Genomic DNA, 23,020 nt, shown 5'->3' with positions numbered 1-23,020 from the left:
ATGAGTAAAGCGGTAGTAGAGCTGAAAGATTTACAAACATACTTTCAGACAGAAGAAGGGACAGTAAAAGCTGTGAATCATGTTAGTTTTTCTGTTCGAGAAGGTGAAACTGTTTGTGTTGTAGGTGAATCTGGTTGCGGAAAAAGTGTAACGGCGTTATCTATTATGGGACTTATTGCTGAATCAGGCAGTGTAGTAGGTGGAGATATTTTATATGAAGGAAAAAGTCTTTTAGGAATGAAAGAGAAAGAGCTTCGTAGTTTACGAGGGAATGATATTGCGATGATTTTCCAAGAACCGATGACATCGCTAAACCCCGTCTTCACTGTAGGAGAGCAAATTGTAGAAACGTTAAGGGAGCATGAATTACTTAGTAAAAATGAAGCATATAAGAAGGCAATTGAGTTAATTCGTAAAGTTGGCATAGCCCGCGCTGATGAAATCGTCCATTCTTATCCGCATGAACTGAGCGGCGGGATGTTACAACGTATTATGATTGCTGTTGCACTTAGTTGTAATCCTAAGTTATTAATTGCGGATGAACCAACAACAGCTCTTGATGTTACTATTCAGGCTCAAATATTGGATCTACTAAGACAAGTGAAAGAAGAATTTAAAACGTCGATTTTATTAATTACACATGACTTAGGTGTCGTAGCGGAAATGGCTGATTATGTTGTCGTTATGTATGGCGGGAAAGTTATTGAAGAAGCCCCAGTACTAGAGATATTCCAAAATCCAAAACATCCTTATACGAAAGGATTATTGAAATCAAAACCAGTAATGGGAAAACGAATAGATAAACTATATTCTATTCCAGGGCAAGTTCCGAATTTAGTTGGTTTAGGTGAGTTTTGCTACTTTAGTGGGCGTTGTGAGCATTGTATGGAAATATGTGAAAAAGAAGCCCCAAATCTAAATGTAAATGATGAAAATCATAAAGTAGCTTGCTGGTTATATGAGGAGCGTGCGGAACAATGAGTGAACCATTATTAGAGGTGAAAAATCTAAAGACATATTTTCCAATTAAGGGTGGCGTATTTAGTAGAACAATTGGGCATGTAAAAGCGGTTGATGGAGTAAGTTTTACTATTAATAAAGGTGAAGTGTTTGGTCTCGTTGGCGAATCAGGGAGCGGAAAAACAACAATAGGAAAAACAATTTTACGCCTCGTTCAAAAAACGGAGGGAGAAGTGAAGTTTAAAGGGAAAGATGTTCATTCTTTATCCAAGGATGAATTAAGAAAACATCGCCCTAATATGCAGCTCGTTTTCCAAGATCCATTTAGCTCATTAAATCCGAGAATGAGAATTGGAGAAGCGCTTGGAGAGCCAATGTTGGCCCACGGATTAGCGACGAAAGAAAATGTTCGTGAAAAGGTAATTGAAGTATTGGAGTTATGTGGGTTAGCTCCTTATCATATTGACCGGTATCCCCATGAGTTTTCTGGTGGACAACGTCAGCGTATCGTAATCGCAAGAGCTATGGTATTAAATCCGGAATTTATTGTAGCTGATGAACCTGTGGCGGCACTAGATGTATCTATCCAAGCACAAATTATTAATTTATTTAGTGAGTTACAAGAGAAAAAGGGATTATCTTATTTATTCATTTCGCATGATTTAAGTGTAGTAGAACATTTATGTACGAAAATCGGAATTATGTATTTAGGTACGATTGTGGAGACAGCATCGCGTGATGAGTTATTTACCAATCCGCTACATCCTTATACGAAAGCATTGTTATCAGCTGTTCCAATACCAGATCCAACAGTGAAGCGAGAGCGAATTATACTAGAAGGGGATATTCCAAGTCCAGCAAATCCACCTTCGGGCTGTCGTTTTCATACACGTTGCCCATTTGCGACGGATGTTTGTAAAAAAATAGTACCAGAATTCCGTAATGTTGGTGCAGAGCATTTTGTTGCTTGTCATCACGTATAAAAAAGGACTCTTTCAAATTGAAAGAGTCCTTTTTTTATTTAATAGATGAAGTTTGTTTCAATACAAATTGCTCGATTGCGTGAGCAACACCATGTTCATTGTTTGTTAGTGTTACAACATCACATAGCTTTTTTACATCTTCTTCAGCGTTGCCCATTGCAACAGATAAGCCTGCTACTTCTAACATCGGTACATCATTAAAATTATCACCAATAGCAACTGTATCTTCAATAGGGATATTAAAATGAGCTGCCATCTGCTGTATCCCGTTTCCTTTATGTCCATTCTTATCCATAATTTCTAAGTTAGTAGGAGCCGATGCTGTAACCATAATATCAGTATCTTCTTGTAATATACTTAATAGTTGTGCGCGATGCGCTGCATTAAACGTTAAAATGAAGAATTTAGATATTTCTAGTTCTTGGTTATTTACAACATCTTCTATTTTTTTGAAATCAGTAATTAGGTTCGATTTCTTTTGCTTTTCTGTAATTCGTTCAAGTTCCTCTAATGTAACATCAAGCGCATGCTTATTTTCTTCGAATGCTTGCATCACTTGATCTTGCCATGTATATGGAGAATAAACTCCTTTATTCGTATATAGCTTATATGGGAAACCTTCAGATTCTAGTAATTTTGCAAGTTTGTACACTTTGTCGTTTTGTATACAACGCGAGTTAATTAATTTTCCATCCACATAAACAATAGCCCCATTGCTTGCTCCGACTGGAAGAGATAATTTATATTCTTCCAATAGCTTTAAAGCATCCTCTTTCGCACGACCAGAACAGATCATTACAATATGACCAGCTTCTTGTGCAGTTTGGATTGCTTGTAGGTTTTCTTTGGAGATTTCAAGATTAGATGATAGTAGTGTACCATCCATATCTAATGCGATTAATTTCAAAATGACCACCTCTTTGTTTTTATTATACATAGTTATATAGAGGAAACATATAAACTTATCTTGGAAAGACGGTATTTTATTTCATATTAAAAGTAAGTAAAGATTAGATAAGTTTAGTGTCACTAAATAAACGATTTGTAACAAAAATAGAGAGGAATATGACGACATTTCACTTTATGACTGTAATGTTACACGAATGTTACAAACGTGAACTAAGTGAAAAACGCATTAAATAAAGGTTTTTGAGGGGTGTTATAAAAAAACGTAAAAAAAGTGTAATAAATTTTACGTAATTATATTGCAACGTAATAATAGTTATGTTACATTAATGTTACAAACGTTACGTTATCAAATTTAATGTAACGTTAACATAAAAACTATGAAATAAACATTTCTTAGAAATTACATATAGATAACTTATAAAAAGGGAGGATAAATGATATGAAAGAGCAAGTATTACAAGTAACAAAAGGTGATTTCGTAGGATCAGCAAGTGGAGCGGTAGTATTAACAGCATTAATCGTATTTCTATCAAGCGTATTAGTATAATAGAAGCTTTGTAACAAAAGAAAAGGAAGGGAGAATGAAAGGTATGAAAGAGCAAGTATTACAAGTAACAAAAGGTGATTTCGTAGGATCAGCAAGTGGAGCGGTAGTATTAACAGCATTAATCGTATTTCTATCAAGCGTATTAGTATAATAGAAGCTTTGTAACAAAAGAAAAGGAAGGGAGAATGAAAGATATGAAAGAGCAAGTATTACAAGTAACAAAAGGTGATTTCGTAGGATCAGCAAGTGGAGCGGTAGTATTAACAGCATTAATCGTATTTCTATCAAGCGTATTAGTATAATAGAAGCTTTGTAACAAAAGAAAAGGAAGGGAGAATGAAAGGTATGAAAGAGCAAGTATTACAAGTAACAAAAGGTGACTTCGTAGGATCAGCAAGTGGAGCAGTAGTATTAACAGCATTAATCGTATTTTTATCAAGTGTATTAGTATAATAGAAGTTTTAAATCAAACAAAAAAGGAAGGAGAATGAGGGATATGAACAGTGAACAAGTGTTTCAAGTAACAAAAACAGATTTATTAGGATCCTTAGGTGGAGCGGTAATAGTAACATCATTTATTCTATTCCTTGCAAATGTATTAGTATGAGATATATAAATACAATCATTCAAAAAAAATAAAGACTCTAACGTATTAGTAAGTAGTTAATATGTTGGAGTCTTTTTTATATTCTTCTTATATCCCCTCAAGTATTAAAGTTACCTCATTATCCAGCATGCATGGCTAATTAAACGTTGCGGTTGAAACTTGATTCAACGAATAATCAAAAATCCACTGAATAAAATCCCGCTTTATTTCAAAGAGAAAAAAGTCGAATTTTATATGTAAGAAAAAAAGAGGAATTTGACAGAAAAGATAGAAAATTTTAAAGGTCAGAATTTGTTAGCTTGCTAACTAATTTCTATTAATTAACGTTGGAAGCGTTTTCGGTTGGTTTTAAGTATGGACCATTTAATCTATTTACAGGGGGATGAAGATATTATGAAACAAAAATCTATGGATACGCTAGCTGCACAAATGGAGGACTTTTTTCCAGTACGTGATGTAGATCATTTGGAATTTTACGTAGGGAATGCAAAGCAATCGAGTTATTATCTTGCGAGAGCGTTCGGATTCAAAATTGTGGCTTACTCTGGATTAGAAACTGGAAACCGTGAAAAGGTATCTTATGTTCTTGTGCAAAAAAATATGCGTTTCGTTGTGTCTGGAGCTTTAAGTAGTGAAAATCGTATTGCAGAGTTTGTAAAGACTCATGGTGATGGCGTGAAGGATGTGGCACTACTTGTTGATGATGTTGATAAAGCATACTCAGAAGCAGTGAAACGTGGTGCCGTCGCAATTGCTCCACCGCAGGAATTAACAGATGAGGACGGTACATTGAAAAAAGCAGTTATTGGTACGTATGGTGATACAATTCATACGCTTGTAGAGCGTAAAAATTATAAAGGGGCATTTATGCCAGGATTCCAAAAGGTAGAATTTAATATTCCATTTGAAGAGTCTGGTTTAATTGCTGTTGATCATGTAGTTGGTAATGTTGAAAAAATGGAAGAGTGGGTTAGTTATTACGAGAATGTTATGGGCTTTAAACAAATGATTCATTTTGATGATGACGATATTAGTACAGAGTATTCGGCGTTAATGTCGAAAGTTATGACGAATGGAAGTCGTATTAAGTTTCCTATTAACGAACCAGCAGATGGAAAGAGAAAGTCACAAATTCAAGAGTATCTAGAATTCTATAATGGAGCTGGTGTACAACATCTTGCTTTATTAACAAGTGATATTGTTAAAACAGTTGAAGCGCTTCGTGCAAATGGGGTGGAGTTTTTAGATACACCTGATACTTATTATGATGAGTTAACTGCACGAGTTGGAAAAATCGATGAAGAAATTGATAAGTTAAAAGAATTAAAGATTTTAGTAGATCGTGATGATGAAGGTTACTTACTACAAATCTTTACGAAACCAATTGTAGATCGCCCGACTTTATTTATTGAAATCATTCAACGTAAAGGTTCTCGTGGATTTGGTGAAGGAAACTTTAAAGCGTTATTCGAATCAATTGAAAGAGAACAAGAGCGTCGCGGAAACTTATAAGATTTGTATCCACCAGCAAAAGTCCCTTTGCTGGTGGAAATTTCATTTTTATAAGGAGGAATCAGGATGAAATTTGTTACATTTCGTCTTCCTTCAAAAGAACTACGGGCTGGATGGCTTGAAGGTGACAAAGTAATAGATATGAATCTTGCTAGTGAAGGGAAAATCCCTTCTTCTATGATTGCTTTTTTAGAGAAAGCGGATGAGTATGTAGAAGTAGTGCGGAATATTAAGAATCCAAATAAGGGTATATATGCTTTAGAAGAAGTACAATTGACAGCTGCTCTTCCTAATCCGAGTAGTATTCGAGATTTTTACGCATTTGAACAACATGTAAAAACAGCTCGCGGACGAAGAGGATTAGATGTTGTGCCTGAATGGTATGATATTCCGGTTTTTTATTTTACTAATCATCGTGCTGTAATTGGTTCCAGTGATTTTGTAATTGGTCCGAAAAAGTCTAAAAAGCTTGATTATGAGTTGGAGATTGCTTGCGTAATAGGAAGAGAAGGGCGAAATATTTCTCGTGAGCAAGCAGAGGAATATATTTTTGGTTATTGTATTATGAACGACTGGAGTGCGAGAGACTTACAAGCAACAGAAATGAAAGTAGGTCTCGGTCCAGCGAAAGGAAAAGACTTTGCAACTTCTTTAGGAGCACATCTTGTTACGAAAGAGGAATTAGACGTTTATCGTAATGGTGATCGATATAATTTAGAAATGACTGCTCATGTAAATGGAAAACTATTATCAAAAGGAAACTTCCAAGATATTTACTATACATTTGCTGAAATGATTGAACGTGCTTCAGAGGACGTTACGTTATATCCAGGAGATGTGATTGGTTCTGGGACAGTAGGAACAGGATGTATTTTAGAACTGGGTACAGAAGAGTGGCTACAAGATGGAGATGTTGTAGAACTGTCGATTACTGGTTTAGGTACACTACGTAATACAATCAAAAAAGAAAAGGAAGCGGGTGATGGGCATGTTTTATCGTCACATGGGAGAACTACCTCATAAACGACATGTACAATTTCGTAAAAAAGATGGATCGCTTTATCGTGAACAGGTAATGGGAACAAAAGGTTTTTCTGGTACGCAGTCTATTTTGTATCATCATTATATGCCGACAGAAGTAGGTCATTCTGCATTATCGCATTCTTGTCAGTTGCAGTATGAAGAGGATGTTGCTCTTTCTCATCGCCACTTTCGAACGAAAGAAAGTAAAAAAAGTGGTGATGCAATAAGTGGACGGAATTTCATACTTGGAAATGAAGATTTATTAATTGGAGTAGTGAGTCCAACAGAAAAAATGGATTATTTCTATCGTAATGGTGATGGCGACGAAATGTTATTTGTTCATTATGGAACAGGGAAAATTGAAACGATGTTTGGAACGATTCACTATAGAAAAGGCGACTATGTAACGATTCCAATTGGAACGATTTATCGTGTTATTCCAGATGAAGGAGAGACTAAGTTTCTTGTTGTAGAGGCGAATAGCCAAATTACAACGCCGCGTCGTTATCGAAATGAATACGGACAATTGTTAGAGCATAGTCCGTTTTGTGAAAGAGATCTTCGTGGTCCAGAAAAATTAGAGACATATGATGAAAAAGGCGAGTTTGTCGTAATGACAAAATCAAGAGGCTATATGCATAAACATGTTTTAGGACACCACCCGTTAGATGTTGTGGGATGGGATGGCTATTTATATCCGTGGGTATTTAATGTAGAGGATTTTGAACCAATTACAGGGCGCATTCATCAGCCACCGCCAGTACATCAAACATTTGAAGGACATAATTTTGTTATTTGCTCTTTCGTACCACGTTTATACGATTATCATCCAGAGTCAATTCCGGCACCATATTATCATAGTAATGTTAATAGTGATGAAGTTCTTTACTATGTAGAAGGAAACTTTATGAGTCGCAAAGGTGTGGAAGAAGGTTCTATTACACTTCATCCGAGCGGGATTCCCCATGGACCGCATCCGGGGAAAACAGAGGCAAGTATAGGGAAGAAAGAGACGCTTGAATTAGCTGTTATGATAGACACATTCCGTCCGCTTCGTATTGTAAAACAAGCACATGAAACAGAAGATGAAAAGTATATGTATAGCTGGATTGAACAAGGTTCATATACTGTGAAATAAGTAAAAAAGGCATGCTCTCAATAAGGGGGCATGCCTTTTTCAAGGAATCGACATGTATAATAATACCAAAAAAATAATGGAAAGATATATAGAAAGAATAATAAGGATTGTGCATATTCAGAAGAATTTCTACTTGTTTCGACAAAAGTATTGACTAGGAAAAGCGTAATGAGTAAAATAAAAAAGCGAATTAAAAATTTTCAGAAAATTTAAAACTTGGAGGAGTGAAAGATGAAGCAAATTTTTCAAAAGAAGCCAATTGCAAAGTTAATGCAAGAAAGTAAGCAAAAAACGTTAGCAAGAACATTGGGCGCGCTAGATTTAACTATGCTTGGAATCGGAGCAATTGTTGGAACTGGTATTTTTGTTCTAACGGGTGTTGTGGCAGCGAAACATTCTGGGCCAGCTATTATATTATCATTTGCGATTGCCGCTCTAGCTTGTGCCTTTGCTGCATTTTGTTATGCTGAATTTGCTTCTTCAGTTCCTGTCTCGGGCAGTGTGTATACGTATACATACGCGACGATGGGAGAAGTATTCGCATTTTTAATTGGCTGGGACTTAATGCTGGAATATTTACTTGCTACATCTGCTGTAGCGAACGGTTGGTCTGCATATTTTCAATCTTTATTAAAGGGGTTTGGAATTCATATTCCGACTATTCTCTCCTCGGCTCCTGGTACAGGTAAGGGTGGAATAATTGATCTACCTGCAGTTCTAATTATTTTAGTGATGACAGTTCTTTTATCTAGGGGTGTTCGTGAAAGTGCACGAGTAAATAACATTATGGTATTTATTAAAATAGCAGTTGTTCTTATTTTTATCTTTGCTGGTTTTAATTATGTGAAACCTGAAAACTGGACGCCTTTTATGCCATTTGGTTTAGATGGTGTAATGGCTGGAGCGGCTACAGTATTCTTCGCATTTATAGGATTTGATGCAGTTTCAACAGCGGCAGAAGAAGTGAAACGTCCGCAACGTGATTTACCAATTGGTATTATTGCATCGTTATTAATTTGTACAGTTCTTTATATCGTTGTTTCGCTTATTTTGACAGGAATTGTTCCATACGGACAGCTAAATATATCAGATCCAGTTGCTTTTGCACTTCAATTTATTGGACAAGATGGTTTAGCGGGGGTAATTTCAGTAGGAGCAATTACAGGAATTACAACAGTAATGCTAGTTATGATGTATGGGCAAGTTCGTGTTTCTTATGCGATGAGCCGAGATGGTTTACTGCCGAAGCGTCTTGCTAAAGTTCATCCGAAATTTAAAACGCCATTTTTAAATACATGGACAACGGGAATTATTGCGGCACTGATTTCAGGATTAATAGATTTAAATGTTTTAGCACATCTTGTAAATATGGGGACATTGTCAGCATTTGCACTCGTAGCTGTTGCGGTAATCGTAATGAGAAGAACACATCCAGACTTACCAAGGGCATTTAAGGCTCCGCTTGTACCATTTTTACCAGCATTAACAGTGATTTTCTGTTTATACTTAATGCTTCAATTATCGGGGACAGCATGGATTAGTTTTGGGATATGGATGGTTATTGGTATAGCGGTTTACTTCTTATATAGCCGAAAACATAGTGCTTTAAATAATAGTAAAAAAGAAGAAGATGTTGCAAATTTATAAGCGAAAAAATCCATTCTAATTCTGTTAGAATGGATTTTTTTATTTGAAAATTTACATTTTTCTGAACTTATTATAAGATAATTGTTGGCTAACTAAAGGGGTGAAATGATGAAAAATACGTGGCGTGAGTTAAGGGAGATGGACCGTAACGTATGGATTCGATTTATTGGAGAGACGTTAAATGGAATTGCAATGATGATGTTAATGCCTTTTTTTGCATTATATTTAAAAGATAAGGTAGATTCGTTGTTGGAAGTTGGGGTTATTATGGCGCTTTCTCCAATTGCTGCAAGTTTTGGATCACTTATAGGAGGGAGAATTGCTGACATATATGGAAGAAAGCCTATTATGATATTTTCTATGGCAAGTAATGCATTATTAATGCTCGGTTTTCTATTTATAGAAGGGTTTATTCCATATGCAATTTTATCTATTTTTTTAGGGTTGAGTAATTCTTTATTTCACCCAGCTGCATCAGCTATGGTCGCGGATGTAACGGCACCAGAAAAAAGAACAGAGGCATATGGTTTATTACGAATGGGACACAATATAGGTGCTGCGATTGGTCCGATAATGGGAGCATCAGTAGTTGTGTTGTCAAAGAACCTTGTGTTTATTATTGCCTCTTCTACAATGCTATTTTATGCGTTACTTGTATTACTTCTTATTCAAGAGACGATGCCAAAGAGGACAGATAAGGAAGAACATAAAGAAAAGGAATCTGGGGCAGTTTGGAAAATTGTAATGCGAGATAAGGCATTAATGATTTACTTATTAGCAGGTATTATCATTTCGATGGGGTTTTCTCAAACGGAAGGCATGTTGCCACTACATTTTGATAATGAAATGAAGCGTATTTTTGGAACGAACAATCCATATCCATATTTAATGGCGTTAAACGGACTATTAGTTGTTTTATTCCAGTTTCAAATTTCAAAATGGGCTACGGATAAACCAGTTGGGAAGACGATGTTATATGGTGCATGTTTATTCGGGATTGGATTATTTTTTATAGGGTGGTTACCGAAGTGGTTTGGAGAATTTAATACAAATGCTACAATTATTTTAATAACACTACTGTTCGTTTATGCTTTATATACGTTAGGTGAAATGATTATGTCGCCTATACAGATGACATTTGTAGCAAATTTGGCCCCTGAGCATTTGAGAGGGACTTATATGGGAGCTGCAAGTTTGCAGTGGATTACAGGAAGCGCATTTGGTCCACTTTTGGGCGGTTTTTTATTAGATCGATTACTTGGTCACTTTCTATTTACAATTTTAGCTGTAGGATGTGTAGTTGCAGGTATTGTATATGTTTCTTTAGATCGCCTTGTTGAGCAAAGGCAAAAAGACACACTAACCAAACAATCTTCTTAGTGAATAGATGACATACACAAAAAAGGGGATTTCTACATATTTTAGGTACATAACTAGATTAGATTGCCATTTTATTTTGTGTAGCTATATAGAAAATGAAATGAAAAACCAATAAGTGATGTTATTTAATTATTTGTGGAAGTTACATTTTATTTCAAATAGGAACTACCTATTTTTATAAAAAGTGCTAAAATAGAAAAATGAAAACAATTGGTTAGGGTGATTTCATTGACGAAAATTAAATTAGGTTTATTATATGGTGGAAAATCAGCTGAGCATCAAGTTTCGCTACAGACGGCTCTTGCTGCTATTAAAGCGTTAAATCAAGATAAATTCGAGATTCATCCAATTTATATTACAGAACAAGGTCAATGGGTACGTGGTGAGCGTATTGAAGGCGAAGTAACAGATGTTGAAGCTTTAAAAATGAGCGGTGCAGAAAATGCGATTTCTCCGTTATCATTAAGTACAGAAATTATCCCATCTGCAGCTTCTGAGGAGAACGCTATTGACGTTATTTTCCCATTACTACATGGACCAAACGGTGAAGATGGAACGGTTCAAGGACTATTAGAATTAATGAATATCCCTTATGTAGGAAATGGTGTTCTAGCATCATCTGCTGGTATGGATAAAGTTGTTATGAAAAACATCTTTGCAGAGGCTGGTTTAAAACAAGCAAAATATGCATCCTTCATTCGTAGTGCATGGGAAAAAAATCGTGAGGAAGCTTATTCTAAAGTAGAAGATAAGTTAGGATATCCTTGCTTCGTAAAACCAGCGAACCTTGGTTCAAGTGTTGGTATTAATAAGTGTAAAAATCGTGAAGAACTTGAGGATGCATTTGTAGAGGCATTCCAATTTGATCGCAAAATTATTGTAGAAGAAAATATTGTAGGTCGTGAAGTAGAAGTTGGGGTACTAGGTAATGATGAGCCGAAATGTTCAGTTGTAGGTGAAATCGTTCCGAAAAAGGACTTCTATGATTATAAGTCGAAATATATCGATGGTGATACGGCGCTAATTATTCCAGCTGAAATGACAGAAGAAGAATCTAATGTAATTAAGCGTGATGCGATTATTGCATTCCAATCATTAGACGGTGCAGGTTTAACGCGAGCTGATTTCTTCTTAACGAAAGATGGAGAAGTGTATATTAACGAAGTAAACACAATGCCAGGATTTACACCGTTCAGTATGTTCCCTCTATTATGGCAACATACTGGGTTACCGTATCCAGAATTAATCGAAGAGCTAATTCGTTTAGCGATTGAACGTCACGAAGAAAAACAAAAAATTAAATATACAATCTAACAAAAAAGGAGGAAGCACTATTCATAGGAATAGTGCTTCCTCTATGTAAGGAGCGTTTCTATATGATAAAGCGAATGTTAAAGCAAGTGGAACAGATGGTAAATGGTACTGAATTAGCAGAGCAATATGAGGGAATTACTATTCAAGGCGTGTCTATTGATACGAGAAAAATTGAAAAAGGAAACTTGTATGTTCCGATTCAAGGGGAGCGCTTCGATGGACATGCTTTTGTAGATAAAGCTGTTGAAAATGGAGCTGTGGCTACATTATGGATGAAAGATGTAGCGAATCCACCTGAGAATCTTCCGGTTATTTTTGTAGAAGACACGCTATCGGCACTGCAAATGTTAGCGAAAAACTATCGCGATCAATTGGATGTTAAAGTTGTAGGTGTAACGGGTAGTAACGGTAAAACATCTACGAAAGATATTGTAACAAGTCTTCTTGCGACTAAATTCAAAGTGCAAAAAACAGAAGGGAACTTCAATAACCATATTGGATTACCTCTTACCATTTTAAACTTAGAAGAAAATACAGAAGTAGCAGTATTAGAGATGGGTATGTCAAGCCGAGGCGAAATTGAATTCTTATCTAAGTTAGCTCGTCCTAATGCAGCTATCATTACAAATATTGGTGAGGCACATTTAATGGATTTAGGATCTCGTGAGGCAATTGCTGAAGCGAAATTAGAAATTGTTACAGGATTACAAGAAGGTGGCGTGTTCGTATATAACGGAGATGAGCCTTTATTAACGAATCGTGTTCCTGGAATGAATTTAGCAGCAGAAACGGTTACGTTTGGTGATGCAAGAGCAAACGATTATTATCCAACGACTGTAACATTACAAGCAACTGGGACACATTTCAAAATGAATAGAGATGAAAATATTTCATTCTACTTACCGGTGTTAGGAAAACATAATGTGTATAATACACTTGCTTCAATGGCAATTGCGAAACATTTTGGTGTAACGTGGGAAGAGATGAAAGAAGGTTTAGTAACACTTCAAATGACGGGCATGCGTATGGAAATTGTGAAAACAAATAGTGGTTTAACAATTATCAACGATGCTTATAATGCAAGCCCGACGGCTATGGAAGCAGCATTCCATTTAATGAATGGTTTAGATGGTTTTGCTAAAAAAATCGTTGTGCTCGGTGATATGTTAGAACTTGGAGATCAAGAAGTACAGTTCCATTATGAGGTAGGAAAATTAATCGATCCAGCAAAAATCTCACATGTATTCACATACGGTAGATTAGGGGCTCAAATTGCTGAAGGAGCAAAAATTAATTTCCCTAATGAACGTGTAAAGGCGTATGATAATAAAGAAGAGTTAGTAAAAGATTTACAAGCAGTAGTCGATGTGAAAGATGTTGTATTAATAAAAGCATCTCGCGGTATGAAATTAGAAGAAGTAATTACGATGTTGAAATAATTGGTGTATATAAATAGGGATGATAGTTGCGAAAATAGAAGAAACTTATAATAAGCGCTTACAGTAAATATAAAAAAATAAAAGTGAAGAAAAAAACTCTGAATATGAAAATAAGGTAACAGTTGGGTTTGCTTTTTACACATACAAAACTTATAATTGATAAAGTGTAATAACGTTTAGAAGTATTTTCGTGAAGAATATACGCCCGTTTATATACGTGAGCATTCAGGAAAAGGGCTTTTCCGCAAATTCGGAAAACGCCTTTTTTTAAATGATAAGTATAGGATAGAAAAGGAGAAGTAACATTGACAACATTTCGAGAATTAGGATTAAGTGATTCTTTACTGCAATCTGTTGAAAGTATGGGCTTTGAAGAGGCTACACCAATTCAAGCTGAAACAATTCCACATGCATTGCAAGGTAAAGATATTATTGGGCAAGCGCAAACAGGTACAGGGAAAACAGCAGCATTCGGATTACCACTATTAGATAAAGTGGATACACATAAAGAATCGGTTCAAGGTATTGTTATCGCGCCAACGCGTGAATTAGCAATTCAAGTTGGAGAAGAATTATACAAAATTGGTAAGCATAAACGCGTTCGTATTTTACCGATTTATGGTGGTCAAGATATTAACCGCCAAATTCGTGCTCTAAAAAAACACCCACACATTATTGTTGGTACGCCGGGTCGTATTTTAGATCATATTAACCGTAAAACACTTCGTCTGCAAAACGTAGAGACAGTTGTTCTTGACGAAGCGGATGAAATGTTAAACATGGGCTTCATTGAAGACATTGAAGCAATTTTAACAGATGTGCCAGAAACACATCAAACATTACTATTCTCAGCGACAATGCCGGATCCAATCCGCCGTATTGCTGAGCGTTTCATGACTGAGCCTCAACACATTAAAGTAAAAGCAAAAGAAGTAACAATGCCAAACATTCAGCAGTTCTATTTAGAAGTGCAAGAAAAGAAAAAGTTTGACGTGTTAACACGCTTATTAGATATTCAATCTCCAGAGCTTGCAATCGTATTTGGTCGTACAAAGCGTCGTGTTGATGAATTATCAGAAGCATTAAACTTACGTGGTTATGCTGCAGAAGGTATTCACGGTGATTTAACTCAGGCGAAACGTATGTCTGTATTACGTAAATTTAAAGAAGGTTCTATTGAAGTTCTTGTTGCAACGGACGTTGCTGCGCGTGGTCTTGATATTTCAGGCGTAACGCACGTATATAACTTCGATATTCCACAAGATCCAGAATCATACGTTCACCGTATCGGTCGTACTGGTCGTGCAGGTAAAAAAGGTATTGCAATGCTATTTGTAACACCACGTGAATCAGGACAATTAAAAAATATCGAGCGTACAACAAAACGTAAAATGGACCGTATGGATGCACCGACACTTGACGAGGCATTAGAAGGTCAACAACGTTTAATCGCTGAAAAGCTTCAAAGCACAATTGAAAATGAAAACTTAGCATACTACAAGCGTATTGCAGAAGAAATGTTAGAAGAAAATGACTCTGTAACAGTAGTAGCTGCTGCTTTAAAAATGATGACTAAAGAGCCGGATACAACTCCGATCGCTTTAACATCAGAACCACCTGTTGTTTCAAGAGGCGGCGGTTCTAAAAAACGCGGCGGTAACGGAGGCGGATACCGTGATGGTAACCGTAATCGTAGTCGTGATGGACGCGGCGGTGGCGATGGACGTAATCGTGACCGTAACCGTGATGGACGTAATCGTGACGGAAACCGTGATCGCAATCGTGATGGTAACCGCGATCGTAATCGTGATGGTGGTAGTCGTGGTCGTAGAGGTGAAGGCCAAGGTCGCCCTGGTTCTTCAAATGGACGCGGCGAAAGAAAACATCATAGCCGTCCACAAGCTTAATAAAAAAAAGAGAATGCCCTTTGCGGGCATTCTCTTTTTTTATTTCTATAATTGTGCATACTACATAATAGTTATGATAGAAAAGGGGCTGTTATATGCTTGTAAGGCTTGGTTACGTTGCGATGAGTGTACATTTGAAGAATGCATCTCCATCTCAAACGATGACGTATGCACAGTTTCAGAAATTAGATGATCGTGATGCTGCAATTCGTAAGCTTGAAAGAATTGCTAATTCCAATTTAGAAAATTGTTTACGTTTATTAAAGCATAATAAAGGGCATGACATATCTTTCTTTCGGCTCAGTTCAAAGCTCATTCCTTTAGCGAATCATGAGGAATTGCTAGAGTGGAACTATATTCGTCCGTTAAAAGAAAATTTAAAAAAACTAGGTGAATATGCAGTTCATATGAATATGAGAATTGATTTCCATCCAGATCATTTTGTTGTACTAAATTCACCTGAGGAGAGTGTTTTTAAACAATCTGTAAAAACATTGCAGATGCACAAAAAATTATTAAAAGGCATGGGGATTGAACATAAGCAACGATGTGTACTGCATGTTGGAGGAGGATATAAAGATAAAGAACTTGCATTAGAGCGCTTTATAGAGAATTGGTCGAATGTCCCAAGGGGTATTCAAGAAATGATTATATTAGAAAATGATGATACAACCTTTACGTTAGAGGAAACATTATATTTAGGAGAAAAATTAGATATTCCCGTCGTATTTGACTTGCATCACCATATGATGAATAATGAGCAAGAAGATTGGTATGAAGATTGGGCACGTGTTGTTCATACGTGGGAAACGTCTTTGTTGCCGATTAAAATGCATATCTCTAGCCCTAGAGAGGGAAAAGATCCAAGAGCTCATGCAGATTATATTAATGTAGACGCATTTTTATCTTTTTTAAGAAGGATAAAGGGAAGTGTTCCGCAAATTGATTGTATGATTGAGGCGAAGATGAAGGATGAGTCTTTATTTCAATTAATGAGAGATTTAAGTGAACAAGTAGATGTAGAAATTATCGATGGTGCAAGCTTTTATATTAAATAAGCTTTGCACCATCGTTTTTTTTTGTTAAAAAAGGGGTTAAAATGCCACCGGTTATTAAACCTGTTAAATGACTGATCGGATTGGCAGAAGGGTTAAAGAAAGTAAATAGTAGTAATAGAAGTATCATAATTGAGAAAATGGCAATTTCTTTTGGTTTTGAAGAACGGTATCGATTGTACAATAAAAATAACTGTGCACCTAATAGTCCGAAAATACCACCTGATGCACCTGCGTGAATATATTCAAGCGGCATAATAATATAAGAAGAAATATTTCCGGAAATTCCAGAGAGAAAAAATAGAATAAAAAAAGAAAAGTGTCCGAGTTGCTTTTCGATAGAAGAACCAAGAGCAAACAAAAAAATACTATTAGAAAGAAAATGTTGTAAGTCTACGTGTACGAGAAGAGAAGTTATGACACGCCACCATTCTCCTTTCGCGATATATTCATTAGAGGCTGCCAGTGGTAAGAGAAAAAAGTCGCCTAATATCATCATGACTAAATGAATAAGAAGTAAGGTAAGAATAGTCGGTTGTAAAGAAATATGAGTGGATCTTATTAGCATACGGTTACTATCACCCCTTTTGCATCAGAAAGATTCTCTGTTATTCTTATCAATATGAAAGAAGAAAGTTAAATAGAAGAAGGGGATTTTGAAATGATTATAGGGATTGGTATTGATATTATTGAATTAAATCGTATTGAAAAAATGCTAGATGGAAAGCTTAAATTTATGGAACGTATTTTAACGGGAAATGAACGTAATGTTGCTATGGAGCTGAAAGGAAGTCGCCTTACAGAGTTTGTAGCTGGAAGGTTTGCAGCGAAAGAGGCGTATTCAAAAGCTGTAGGTACTGGTATCGGAAAAGAAGTGAGTTTTTTAGATATTGAAGTGAAAAATGATGAAAGAGGTAAGCCAATTCTGATTACAAGTACAGAGTATATTGTTCATTTATCAATTAGTCATAGTAAGGAATTTGCTGTTGCTCAAGTTGTTTTAGAAAGCTCGTCACGCTAGTCTGCATATTTTATATCTTTGTCTCATATATTTGAGGTAGCGATAAGGAAGGTACATCTTCCATTCATTTATAGGGGCAAAGGGGCTGAATTGATGAAAAGGCGTCTGTTTTTAGTTCTTGTCGGTTTGTTGACCGTTTTTGTGTTGGCGGGTTGTATGGAAAAGAAGCAAGATGATGTCGTGAGAGATTTAGAATCAAAAGTAAAAGGGATGAAAAGTTATCAAGCTGAGGCAAAATTATCTATTAAAACAGGCAATGAGCCTCAAGAGTATAACGTAGAGATTTGGCATAAGGAACCGTCTTTTTATCGTGTGAATTTAAAAAATGCAAAAAAAGATCAGAGCCAAATTATTTTGAGAAATGAAGAAGGTGTATTTGTATTAACGCCAGCACTTAATAAGAGCTTCCGTTTTCAAAGTGATTGGCCGCAAAATAGTAGCCAGGCTTATTTATATGAATCACTTGTAAGAGATATTTTGCAGGACAAGAAAAACCTTACTTTTGAGAAAACAGATAAGTATTATATTTTTAAAACAAAAACAAACTATCAACATCAAAATATGTTGCCGAGACAAGAGATTACATTGAATAAGAGCGACTTGACTCCAGTTTCAGTGAAGTTAATGGATAATGATCAAAATGTTCTTGTGAAAGTAGATTTCTCTAAAGTGAAATTCGATGCGAAATTTGATAAAGGTGCATTTGATACGAAACAAAATATGTCTAGAGCGCAGGTAGATGTTCAAACAACAGCGAAAGAAGACAAACCGTTTGCTATTTTGTATCCACTTGATACACCACAAGGTATGACTCTGCAAGATGAAAAAGAGTTGAAGACAGACAGTGGCAAGCGTGCGATACTCACATACACTGGAAATAAGAAATCCTTTACTTTAATACAAGAAAAGGCAAAAGTTGCAGAGGCATCATCAGCGGTAAGTGTAAGTGGAGAACCAGTTGATCTTGGGTTTACGATTGGTGCATTAACGAAAGACTCTGTAACGTGGTCGCATAACGGAGTAGAATATATGCTCGTGTCTAAAGGTTTAGAGCCGAAGGAGCTGTTAATGGTTGCTCGTTCAGTTACAGCGAAGCAGGTGAAGTAAACTTCTTAGACGTGGTGATATATGTGCACCACGTCTTTTCTTAGTTTGAAGGTGGATTTCATAAAAGAAGCATATAAAAGAATAAGCTTCGCATATCGTGTATAAGGAAGTGTATTTATGGAAGAAGCACCATTTTACCGTGACACTTGGGTGGAAGTGGATTTAGATGCCATTTATAACAACGTTACACATATTAAAGAGTTCATCCCAAGTAATGTAGAGATTTTTGCTGTAGTTAAAGCAAACGCATATGGGCACGATTATGTACCGGTGGCTAAAACGGCATTAGAAGCAGGTGCAACAAGGTTAGCTGTTGCTTTTTTAGATGAAGCTTTAGTGCTTCGGAGGGCTGGTATTACTGAGCCGATTTTAGTGTTAGGTCCCTCGCCGCCGCGTGATGTAAATGTAGCTGCTGAAAATGATGTAGCGCTAACTGTTTTTCAAAAAGAATGGGTGGACGAAGCAATTAAACTTTGGGATGGTTCATCTGTAATGAAATTCCATATTAACTTTGATAGTGGTATGGGGAGAATTGGAATACGTGAAAGAAAAGAGCTAAAAGGATTTTTAAAGAGTTTAGAGGGTGCACCGTTTTTAGAGTTAGAAGGAGTATACACGCATTTTGCAACGGCAGATGAGGTTGAGACTTCGTATTTTGATAAGCAATATAACACGTTCCTAGAGCAGTTAAGTTGGTTGAAAGAATTCGGAGTGGATCCTAAGTTTGTTCATACAGCTAATAGTGCTGCGACGTTACGTTTTCAAGGGATTACATTTAATGCAGTGCGAATTGGGATTGCAATGTATGGATTATCTCCTTCTGTAGAAATACGTCCTTTTTTACCATTTGAATTAGAACCGGCGCTATCACTTCATACGAAAGTCGCTCATATTAAACAGGTAATTAAAGGTGATGGAATTAGTTATAACGTCACCTACCGAACGAAAACTGAAGAATGGATTGCGACTGTAGCGATTGGCTATGCAGATGGTTGGCTTAGGAGGTTACAAGGATTTGAAGTGCTTATAAATGGTAAAAGGGTACCGATTGTAGGGCGAGTAACAATGGATCAGTTCATGATTCATCTTCCTTGTGAAGTGCCACTTGGTACGAAAGTTACGCTTATTGGAAGGCAAGGAGATGAGTATATTAGCGCTACAGAGGTTGCGGAATACTCAGGGACTATTAATTATGAAATTATTGCAACGATCAGTTTCCGTGTGCCAAGAATATTTATACGGAATGGTAAGGTTGTAGAGATAATTAATTACTTGAACAATATATAGAAGGTAGTATGATTGCTTCTTGTCATTGGAGTGACTGTTCATTGCTGGATAATAAGCTCTTTTTGATGAGAAGCTTTTTACTTATAATCATTTTTTATATAAGTTGCACGTAAGTTTTGAAGAGGAGTTCTATTGTTTTTAGTTAGTTATGAGATAAAAAATTTAAGAAGATGAATGTTTTGTTTGTGAATTGGAAAACATAAGCAAGGAATAAGGAAGTCTTTGCAACAGGCTCCATACAATGGTATTATTACAATAGGTGTCATATATATTTGGGTGTGTAGTTGACGGTGGAGGTGTATTTTTGTGTCCGAATCAAGTGTAACTACTGAAATCGTGGTTCGGTTGCCAAAGCAAATGGTAACGGAATTGGACGGAATTGGAAAACAAGAGAATAAGAATCGCCATGAACTAATTTGCCAGGCAACACAATTGTTATTGCGTCAACATAAGACGAAGAAACGCTACCAACATGAATCAATGCGACGTGGGTACATTGAAATGGGAAAAATTAATCTTGGTATTGCATCTGAAGCTTTCTTAGCAGAGTATGAAGCAGCTCATACAGTAGAACGCTTAGTTAGCGGGGGGTAATATTTTGATTGTAAAACGCGGCGACGTGTATTTTGCAGACCTTTCCCCAGTTGTTGGTTCTGAGCAAGGAGGCGTTCGTCCGGTTCTTGTCATTCAAAATGACATCGGAAATCGTTTTAGTCCAACGGTGATTGTAGCGGCTATTACTGCACAGATTCAAAAAGCGAAATTACCCACTCATGTGGAAATTGATGCGAAAAAGTATGGTTTTGAGAGAGATTCTGTTATTTTACTTGAGCAGATTCGAACAATCGATAAGCAGCGCTTAACGGACAAAATCACTCACTTAGATGAAGTGATGATGATTCGTGTAGATGAAGCGCTACAAATTAGTTTAGGACTAATAGATTTTTAAATCGGCAGTTTAAGTTGCTCTCTTTGAAGGGCAACTTTTTTTATTATAGAGGAGGTTACGGTTGTATATGGAAATGGTAGATAATCGACAAGCGTTAATGAAAATGTTAGTGAAAGAATTAGGCTTTACCGAAAAGCAAGTTCGTCATGTTATTCAATTAACAGAAGAAGGTAACACAGTTCCATTTATTGCTCGTTACCGAAAAGAATGGACAGGCTCTTTAGATGAGGTGCAAATTCGTAAGATTTTAGAGAGATGGCAATATATGATGCAACTTGAAGATAGGAAGGAAGAAGTTCTTCGTCTTATTGATGAGAAGGGGAAACTGACAGAAGAGCTACGACAGCAAATTGTTAAAGCTACAAAGTTGCAAGAAGTAGAAGATCTATATCGTCCATATAAAGAGAAAAGAAGAACGAAAGCGACAGTTGCTAAAGAAAAAGGATTAGAACCATTAGCTGAATGGTTATTGTTATATAAGAAAGAAGATCCGGCTAAAAAGGCAGTGGAATTTATTAATGTAGAGAAAGAAGTGCAATCTGCAGAAGAAGCTTTACAAGGTGCACAAGACATTATTGCAGAAATGGTTTCAGATGAAGCTGCGTATCGTAGTTGGATTCGAAATGTTACTTTTAGAAAAGGTGTTATGTCTTCTTCCGTGAAAGATGAAGAAAAAGATGAAAAGAATATATATGAAATGTATTACAGTTATGAAGAACCATTGCAAAAAGTAGTACCACATCGTGTATTAGCAATGAATCGTGGCGAGAAAGAAGATATATTGAGAGTTGCTGTTGTTCCGCCAGTAGATGAGATAGTAACCTTCTTAAATAAGAAAGTAATTCGTGATAACGATTCGAAAAGTGCACATTATGTACAATTAGCGATTGAAGATGGTTATAAACGATTAATTCAATCTTCAATCGAAAGAGAGATTCGTAAAGAATTAACAGAAACAGCTGAAGAACAAGCAATACATATTTTCTCTGAGAACTTACGTAACTTATTATTACAACCTCCGATGAAAGGGAAAGTCGTGCTAGCGGTAGATCCGGCATATAGAACTGGTTGTAAATTGTCTGTAGTAGATGATACGGGGAAAGTACTACATATCGATGTTATTTATCCGCATCCACCTGTTCGTAAATATGATGATGCAAAAACGAAAGTTCTTTCTATTATAGATAAATATCAAGTTGAAATGATTGCAATTGGTAATGGGACAGCATCTAGAGAAACAGAAGAGTTTATAGTAGATGTATTACAAAGTGTGAACCGAGATGTCTTTTATATTATTGTAAATGAAGCGGGTGCTAGTGTATATTCAGCTTCTGATTTAGCCCGTGAGGAATTCCCAAATTTACAAGTTGAAGAGAGAAGTGCCGTTTCTATTGGGAGACGTCTGCAAGATCCACTTGCTGAACTTGTGAAAATTGATCCTAAATCAGTTGGGGTTGGACAATACCAACATGATGTATCTCAAAAGAGACTGAATGAGTCATTAACATTTGTAGTAGAAACAGCTGTTAACCAAGTTGGGGTTAATGTAAATACGGCTTCGGTTGCATTGTTACAATATGTTTCAGGTTTATCGAAAACTGTTGCGAAAAATATTGTAGCAAAGAGAGAAGAAGATGGGAAATTCACGAAGCGCACGGAATTAAAGAAAATCCCGCGTTTAGGTGCAAAGACGTATGAACAATGTATAGGTTTCTTACGTATACTAGAAGGAGCGAATCCATTAGATCGAACAGGTATTCATCCAGAGCAATATAAAAATGTTGAATTGTTATTGAAGAGTCTAGGGTTATCGATAGATGACGTAGGACAACCGCAATTACAAAAGAGATTGGAAGAAGTAGAGATTTCTAAGTTATCTCAAGAAACAGGAGTTGGGGAGCCGACGTTAGTTGATATTATAGATGCGCTTATTAGTCCAGAAAGAGATATGAGGGATGAGTTGCCTAAACCACTTCTGAAAAAAGGGATTTTGAAATTAGAAGATTTAAAACGTGGTATGGAACTAGAAGGAACAGTTCGTAACGTTGTTGATTTTGGTGCTTTTGTTGATGTTGGCGTAAAGCAAGATGGTTTAGTACATATTTCTAAACTTAGCAAACAGTTTGTAAAGCATCCGTTAGATGTTGTATCAGTAGGGCAAATTGTAAAAGTATGGGTAGATGATATTGATACAAAAAAAGGACGCGTTGCACTATCTATGTTGCCGATTGAATA

General features: G+C 36.3%; 24 protein-coding genes (1 of these 24 running past the window's edge). 22 read left to right on the top strand and 2 right to left on the bottom strand.

Going from position 1 to position 23,020, the window contains the following annotated elements:
- Together MKY38_RS21065 and MKY38_RS21060 are read left to right on the top strand one after the other, a co-directional pair.
- Entirely contained in the window at positions 1-981 is a 981-nt protein-coding gene (locus MKY38_RS21065; protein ID WP_000030800.1) for an ABC transporter ATP-binding protein, read from the top strand.
- Positions 978-1,943, top strand: coding sequence for an ABC transporter ATP-binding protein (locus tag MKY38_RS21060; RefSeq protein ID WP_065223243.1), 966 nt, complete (start codon positions 978-980; stop codon positions 1,941-1,943). Before MKY38_RS21065 ends, MKY38_RS21060 begins: the two co-directional genes overlap by 4 nt.
- Positions 1,944-1,977: 34 nt before the next feature.
- Here the strand turns inward: MKY38_RS21060 and MKY38_RS21055 are convergent, their stop codons facing one another.
- Positions 1,978-2,850 (bottom strand): Cof-type HAD-IIB family hydrolase, encoded by an 873-nt coding sequence (locus MKY38_RS21055; protein ID WP_341049624.1) that lies wholly within the window; start codon positions 2,848-2,850, stop codon positions 1,978-1,980.
- Between the two features lie 441 nt (positions 2,851-3,291).
- Here MKY38_RS21055 and MKY38_RS21050 point away from each other — a divergent pair, with 441 nt between their 5' ends.
- The 14 genes from MKY38_RS21050 to uvsE all read left to right on the top strand — a co-directional run bounded on the left by MKY38_RS21050 (position 3,292) and on the right by uvsE (position 16,424).
- Entirely contained in the window at positions 3,292-3,399 is a 108-nt protein-coding gene (locus MKY38_RS21050; protein ID WP_000664237.1) for a DUF3948 family protein, read from the top strand.
- 43 nt (positions 3,400-3,442) lie between these two features.
- Complete coding sequence (locus MKY38_RS21045; protein ID WP_000664237.1) at positions 3,443-3,550, top strand: DUF3948 family protein; 108 nt, start codon at positions 3,443-3,445, stop codon at positions 3,548-3,550.
- A 34-nt stretch (positions 3,551-3,584) separates the two neighbouring features.
- Positions 3,585-3,701: a DUF3948 family protein gene (locus MKY38_RS21040; RefSeq protein WP_000654250.1), complete on the top strand. Its 117-nt coding sequence runs from the start codon at positions 3,585-3,587 to the stop codon at positions 3,699-3,701.
- Between the two features lie 34 nt (positions 3,702-3,735).
- Complete coding sequence (locus MKY38_RS21035; protein ID WP_000677736.1) at positions 3,736-3,852, top strand: DUF3948 family protein; 117 nt, start codon at positions 3,736-3,738, stop codon at positions 3,850-3,852.
- 43 nt (positions 3,853-3,895) lie between these two features.
- Positions 3,896-4,006: a DUF3948 family protein gene (locus tag MKY38_RS21030; protein WP_001083693.1), complete on the top strand. Its 111-nt coding sequence runs from the start codon at positions 3,896-3,898 to the stop codon at positions 4,004-4,006.
- A 393-nt stretch (positions 4,007-4,399) separates the two neighbouring features.
- Positions 4,400-5,518, top strand: a complete 1,119-nt coding sequence (gene hppD / locus MKY38_RS21025; protein ID WP_000810922.1) for a 4-hydroxyphenylpyruvate dioxygenase — start codon at positions 4,400-4,402, stop codon at positions 5,516-5,518.
- Between the two features lie 66 nt (positions 5,519-5,584).
- Complete coding sequence (locus MKY38_RS21020) at positions 5,585-6,541, top strand: fumarylacetoacetate hydrolase family protein (protein ID WP_000674004.1); 957 nt, start codon at positions 5,585-5,587, stop codon at positions 6,539-6,541.
- Positions 6,507-7,679 carry a homogentisate 1,2-dioxygenase gene (locus MKY38_RS21015; RefSeq protein ID WP_013141710.1) on the top strand — a complete coding sequence of 391 codons (1,173 nt, stop codon included), beginning with the start codon at positions 6,507-6,509 and terminating at the stop codon, positions 7,677-7,679. The genes MKY38_RS21020 and MKY38_RS21015 overlap by 35 nt, the downstream gene beginning before the upstream one ends.
- A gap of 231 nt (positions 7,680-7,910) precedes the next feature.
- Positions 7,911-9,326 (top strand): amino acid permease, encoded by a 1,416-nt coding sequence (locus tag MKY38_RS21010; protein ID WP_000809361.1) that lies wholly within the window; start codon positions 7,911-7,913, stop codon positions 9,324-9,326.
- 108 nt (positions 9,327-9,434) lie between these two features.
- Entirely contained in the window at positions 9,435-10,706 is a 1,272-nt protein-coding gene (locus MKY38_RS21005; RefSeq protein WP_065223244.1) for an MDR family MFS transporter, read from the top strand.
- Positions 10,707-10,934: 228 nt separating this feature from the next.
- Positions 10,935-12,020 carry a D-alanine--D-alanine ligase gene (locus MKY38_RS21000; RefSeq protein WP_000161427.1) on the top strand — a complete coding sequence of 362 codons (1,086 nt, stop codon included), beginning with the start codon at positions 10,935-10,937 and terminating at the stop codon, positions 12,018-12,020.
- A gap of 62 nt (positions 12,021-12,082) precedes the next feature.
- Positions 12,083-13,459: a UDP-N-acetylmuramoyl-tripeptide--D-alanyl-D-alanine ligase gene (murF, locus tag MKY38_RS20995; RefSeq protein ID WP_000595957.1), complete on the top strand. Its 1,377-nt coding sequence runs from the start codon at positions 12,083-12,085 to the stop codon at positions 13,457-13,459.
- A gap of 305 nt (positions 13,460-13,764) precedes the next feature.
- Entirely contained in the window at positions 13,765-15,366 is a 1,602-nt protein-coding gene (locus MKY38_RS20990) for a DEAD/DEAH box helicase (protein WP_000206592.1), read from the top strand.
- Between the two features lie 95 nt (positions 15,367-15,461).
- Positions 15,462-16,424 (top strand): UV DNA damage repair endonuclease UvsE, encoded by a 963-nt coding sequence (gene uvsE / locus MKY38_RS20985; protein ID WP_000961166.1) that lies wholly within the window; start codon positions 15,462-15,464, stop codon positions 16,422-16,424.
- Here uvsE and MKY38_RS20980 read toward each other — a convergent pair.
- The gene (locus MKY38_RS20980) at positions 16,417-16,989 is read right to left on the bottom strand and encodes a rhomboid family intramembrane serine protease (RefSeq protein ID WP_000908523.1); all 573 of its coding nucleotides are present in this window, start codon (positions 16,987-16,989) and stop codon (positions 16,417-16,419) included. The genes uvsE and MKY38_RS20980 overlap by 8 nt on opposite strands.
- Positions 16,990-17,082: 93 nt before the next feature.
- Here MKY38_RS20980 and acpS point away from each other — a divergent pair, with 93 nt between their 5' ends.
- From acpS to MKY38_RS20950, 6 genes are all read left to right on the top strand, one after another.
- Positions 17,083-17,442: a holo-ACP synthase gene (gene acpS, locus MKY38_RS20975; RefSeq protein ID WP_065223245.1), complete on the top strand. Its 360-nt coding sequence runs from the start codon at positions 17,083-17,085 to the stop codon at positions 17,440-17,442.
- A 156-nt stretch (positions 17,443-17,598) separates the two neighbouring features.
- A complete protein-coding gene (locus MKY38_RS20970; protein ID WP_002004297.1) occupies positions 17,599-18,549 on the top strand; it encodes a LolA family protein in 951 nt (316 codons plus the stop codon).
- Between the two features lie 117 nt (positions 18,550-18,666).
- A complete protein-coding gene (gene alr / locus MKY38_RS20965; RefSeq protein WP_065223246.1) occupies positions 18,667-19,836 on the top strand; it encodes an alanine racemase in 1,170 nt (389 codons plus the stop codon).
- Between the two features lie 306 nt (positions 19,837-20,142).
- Complete coding sequence (locus MKY38_RS20960; protein ID WP_000004570.1) at positions 20,143-20,430, top strand: antitoxin EndoAI; 288 nt, start codon at positions 20,143-20,145, stop codon at positions 20,428-20,430.
- Positions 20,431-20,434: 4 nt separating this feature from the next.
- Positions 20,435-20,785, top strand: coding sequence for a type II toxin-antitoxin system endoribonuclease NdoA (gene ndoA / locus MKY38_RS20955; protein WP_000635963.1), 351 nt, complete (start codon positions 20,435-20,437; stop codon positions 20,783-20,785).
- Between the two features lie 67 nt (positions 20,786-20,852).
- Positions 20,853-23,020 carry the 5' portion of a Tex family protein gene (locus MKY38_RS20950; RefSeq protein ID WP_070179627.1) on the top strand. 1 nt of this gene lie beyond the right edge of the window, so only the first 2,168 of its 2,169 coding nucleotides appear in the window; it begins with the start codon at positions 20,853-20,855; the stop codon is cut by the window's right edge — 2 of its three bases fall inside, at positions 23,019-23,020.

Source organism: Bacillus sp. FSL R5-0585 (assembly GCF_038004545.1).
Lineage (GTDB): Bacteria > Bacillota > Bacilli > Bacillales > Bacillaceae_G > Bacillus_A > Bacillus_A cereus.
The sequence above is the reverse complement of the archived record's forward strand: the minus strand, read 5'-3'. Positions and strand labels throughout refer to the sequence as shown.

Coding starts and splice junctions, on each gene's coding strand:
- MKY38_RS21050 (WP_000664237.1), top strand. CDS start 3,292: ATGAAAGAGCAAGTATTACAAGTAACAAAAGGTGATTTCGTAGGATCA.
- MKY38_RS21010 (WP_000809361.1), top strand. CDS start 7,911: ATGAAGCAAATTTTTCAAAAGAAGCCAATTGCAAAGTTAATGCAAGAA.
- MKY38_RS21015 (WP_013141710.1), top strand. CDS start 6,507: ATGTTTTATCGTCACATGGGAGAACTACCTCATAAACGACATGTACAA.
- MKY38_RS21060 (WP_065223243.1), top strand. CDS start 978: ATGAGTGAACCATTATTAGAGGTGAAAAATCTAAAGACATATTTTCCA.
- MKY38_RS21005 (WP_065223244.1), top strand. CDS start 9,435: ATGAAAAATACGTGGCGTGAGTTAAGGGAGATGGACCGTAACGTATGG.
- alr (WP_065223246.1), top strand. CDS start 18,667: ATGGAAGAAGCACCATTTTACCGTGACACTTGGGTGGAAGTGGATTTA.
- MKY38_RS21035 (WP_000677736.1), top strand. CDS start 3,736: ATGAAAGGTATGAAAGAGCAAGTATTACAAGTAACAAAAGGTGACTTC.
- MKY38_RS21040 (WP_000654250.1), top strand. CDS start 3,585: ATGAAAGATATGAAAGAGCAAGTATTACAAGTAACAAAAGGTGATTTC.
- MKY38_RS21065 (WP_000030800.1), top strand. CDS start 1: ATGAGTAAAGCGGTAGTAGAGCTGAAAGATTTACAAACATACTTTCAG.
- MKY38_RS21030 (WP_001083693.1), top strand. CDS start 3,896: ATGAACAGTGAACAAGTGTTTCAAGTAACAAAAACAGATTTATTAGGA.
- MKY38_RS21020 (WP_000674004.1), top strand. CDS start 5,585: ATGAAATTTGTTACATTTCGTCTTCCTTCAAAAGAACTACGGGCTGGA.
- MKY38_RS21045 (WP_000664237.1), top strand. CDS start 3,443: ATGAAAGAGCAAGTATTACAAGTAACAAAAGGTGATTTCGTAGGATCA.
- acpS (WP_065223245.1), top strand. CDS start 17,083: ATGATTATAGGGATTGGTATTGATATTATTGAATTAAATCGTATTGAA.
- MKY38_RS20980 (WP_000908523.1), bottom strand. CDS start 16,989: ATGCTAATAAGATCCACTCATATTTCTTTACAACCGACTATTCTTACC.
- murF (WP_000595957.1), top strand. CDS start 12,083: ATGATAAAGCGAATGTTAAAGCAAGTGGAACAGATGGTAAATGGTACT.
- uvsE (WP_000961166.1), top strand. CDS start 15,462: ATGCTTGTAAGGCTTGGTTACGTTGCGATGAGTGTACATTTGAAGAAT.
- hppD (WP_000810922.1), top strand. CDS start 4,400: ATGAAACAAAAATCTATGGATACGCTAGCTGCACAAATGGAGGACTTT.
- MKY38_RS20970 (WP_002004297.1), top strand. CDS start 17,599: ATGGAAAAGAAGCAAGATGATGTCGTGAGAGATTTAGAATCAAAAGTA.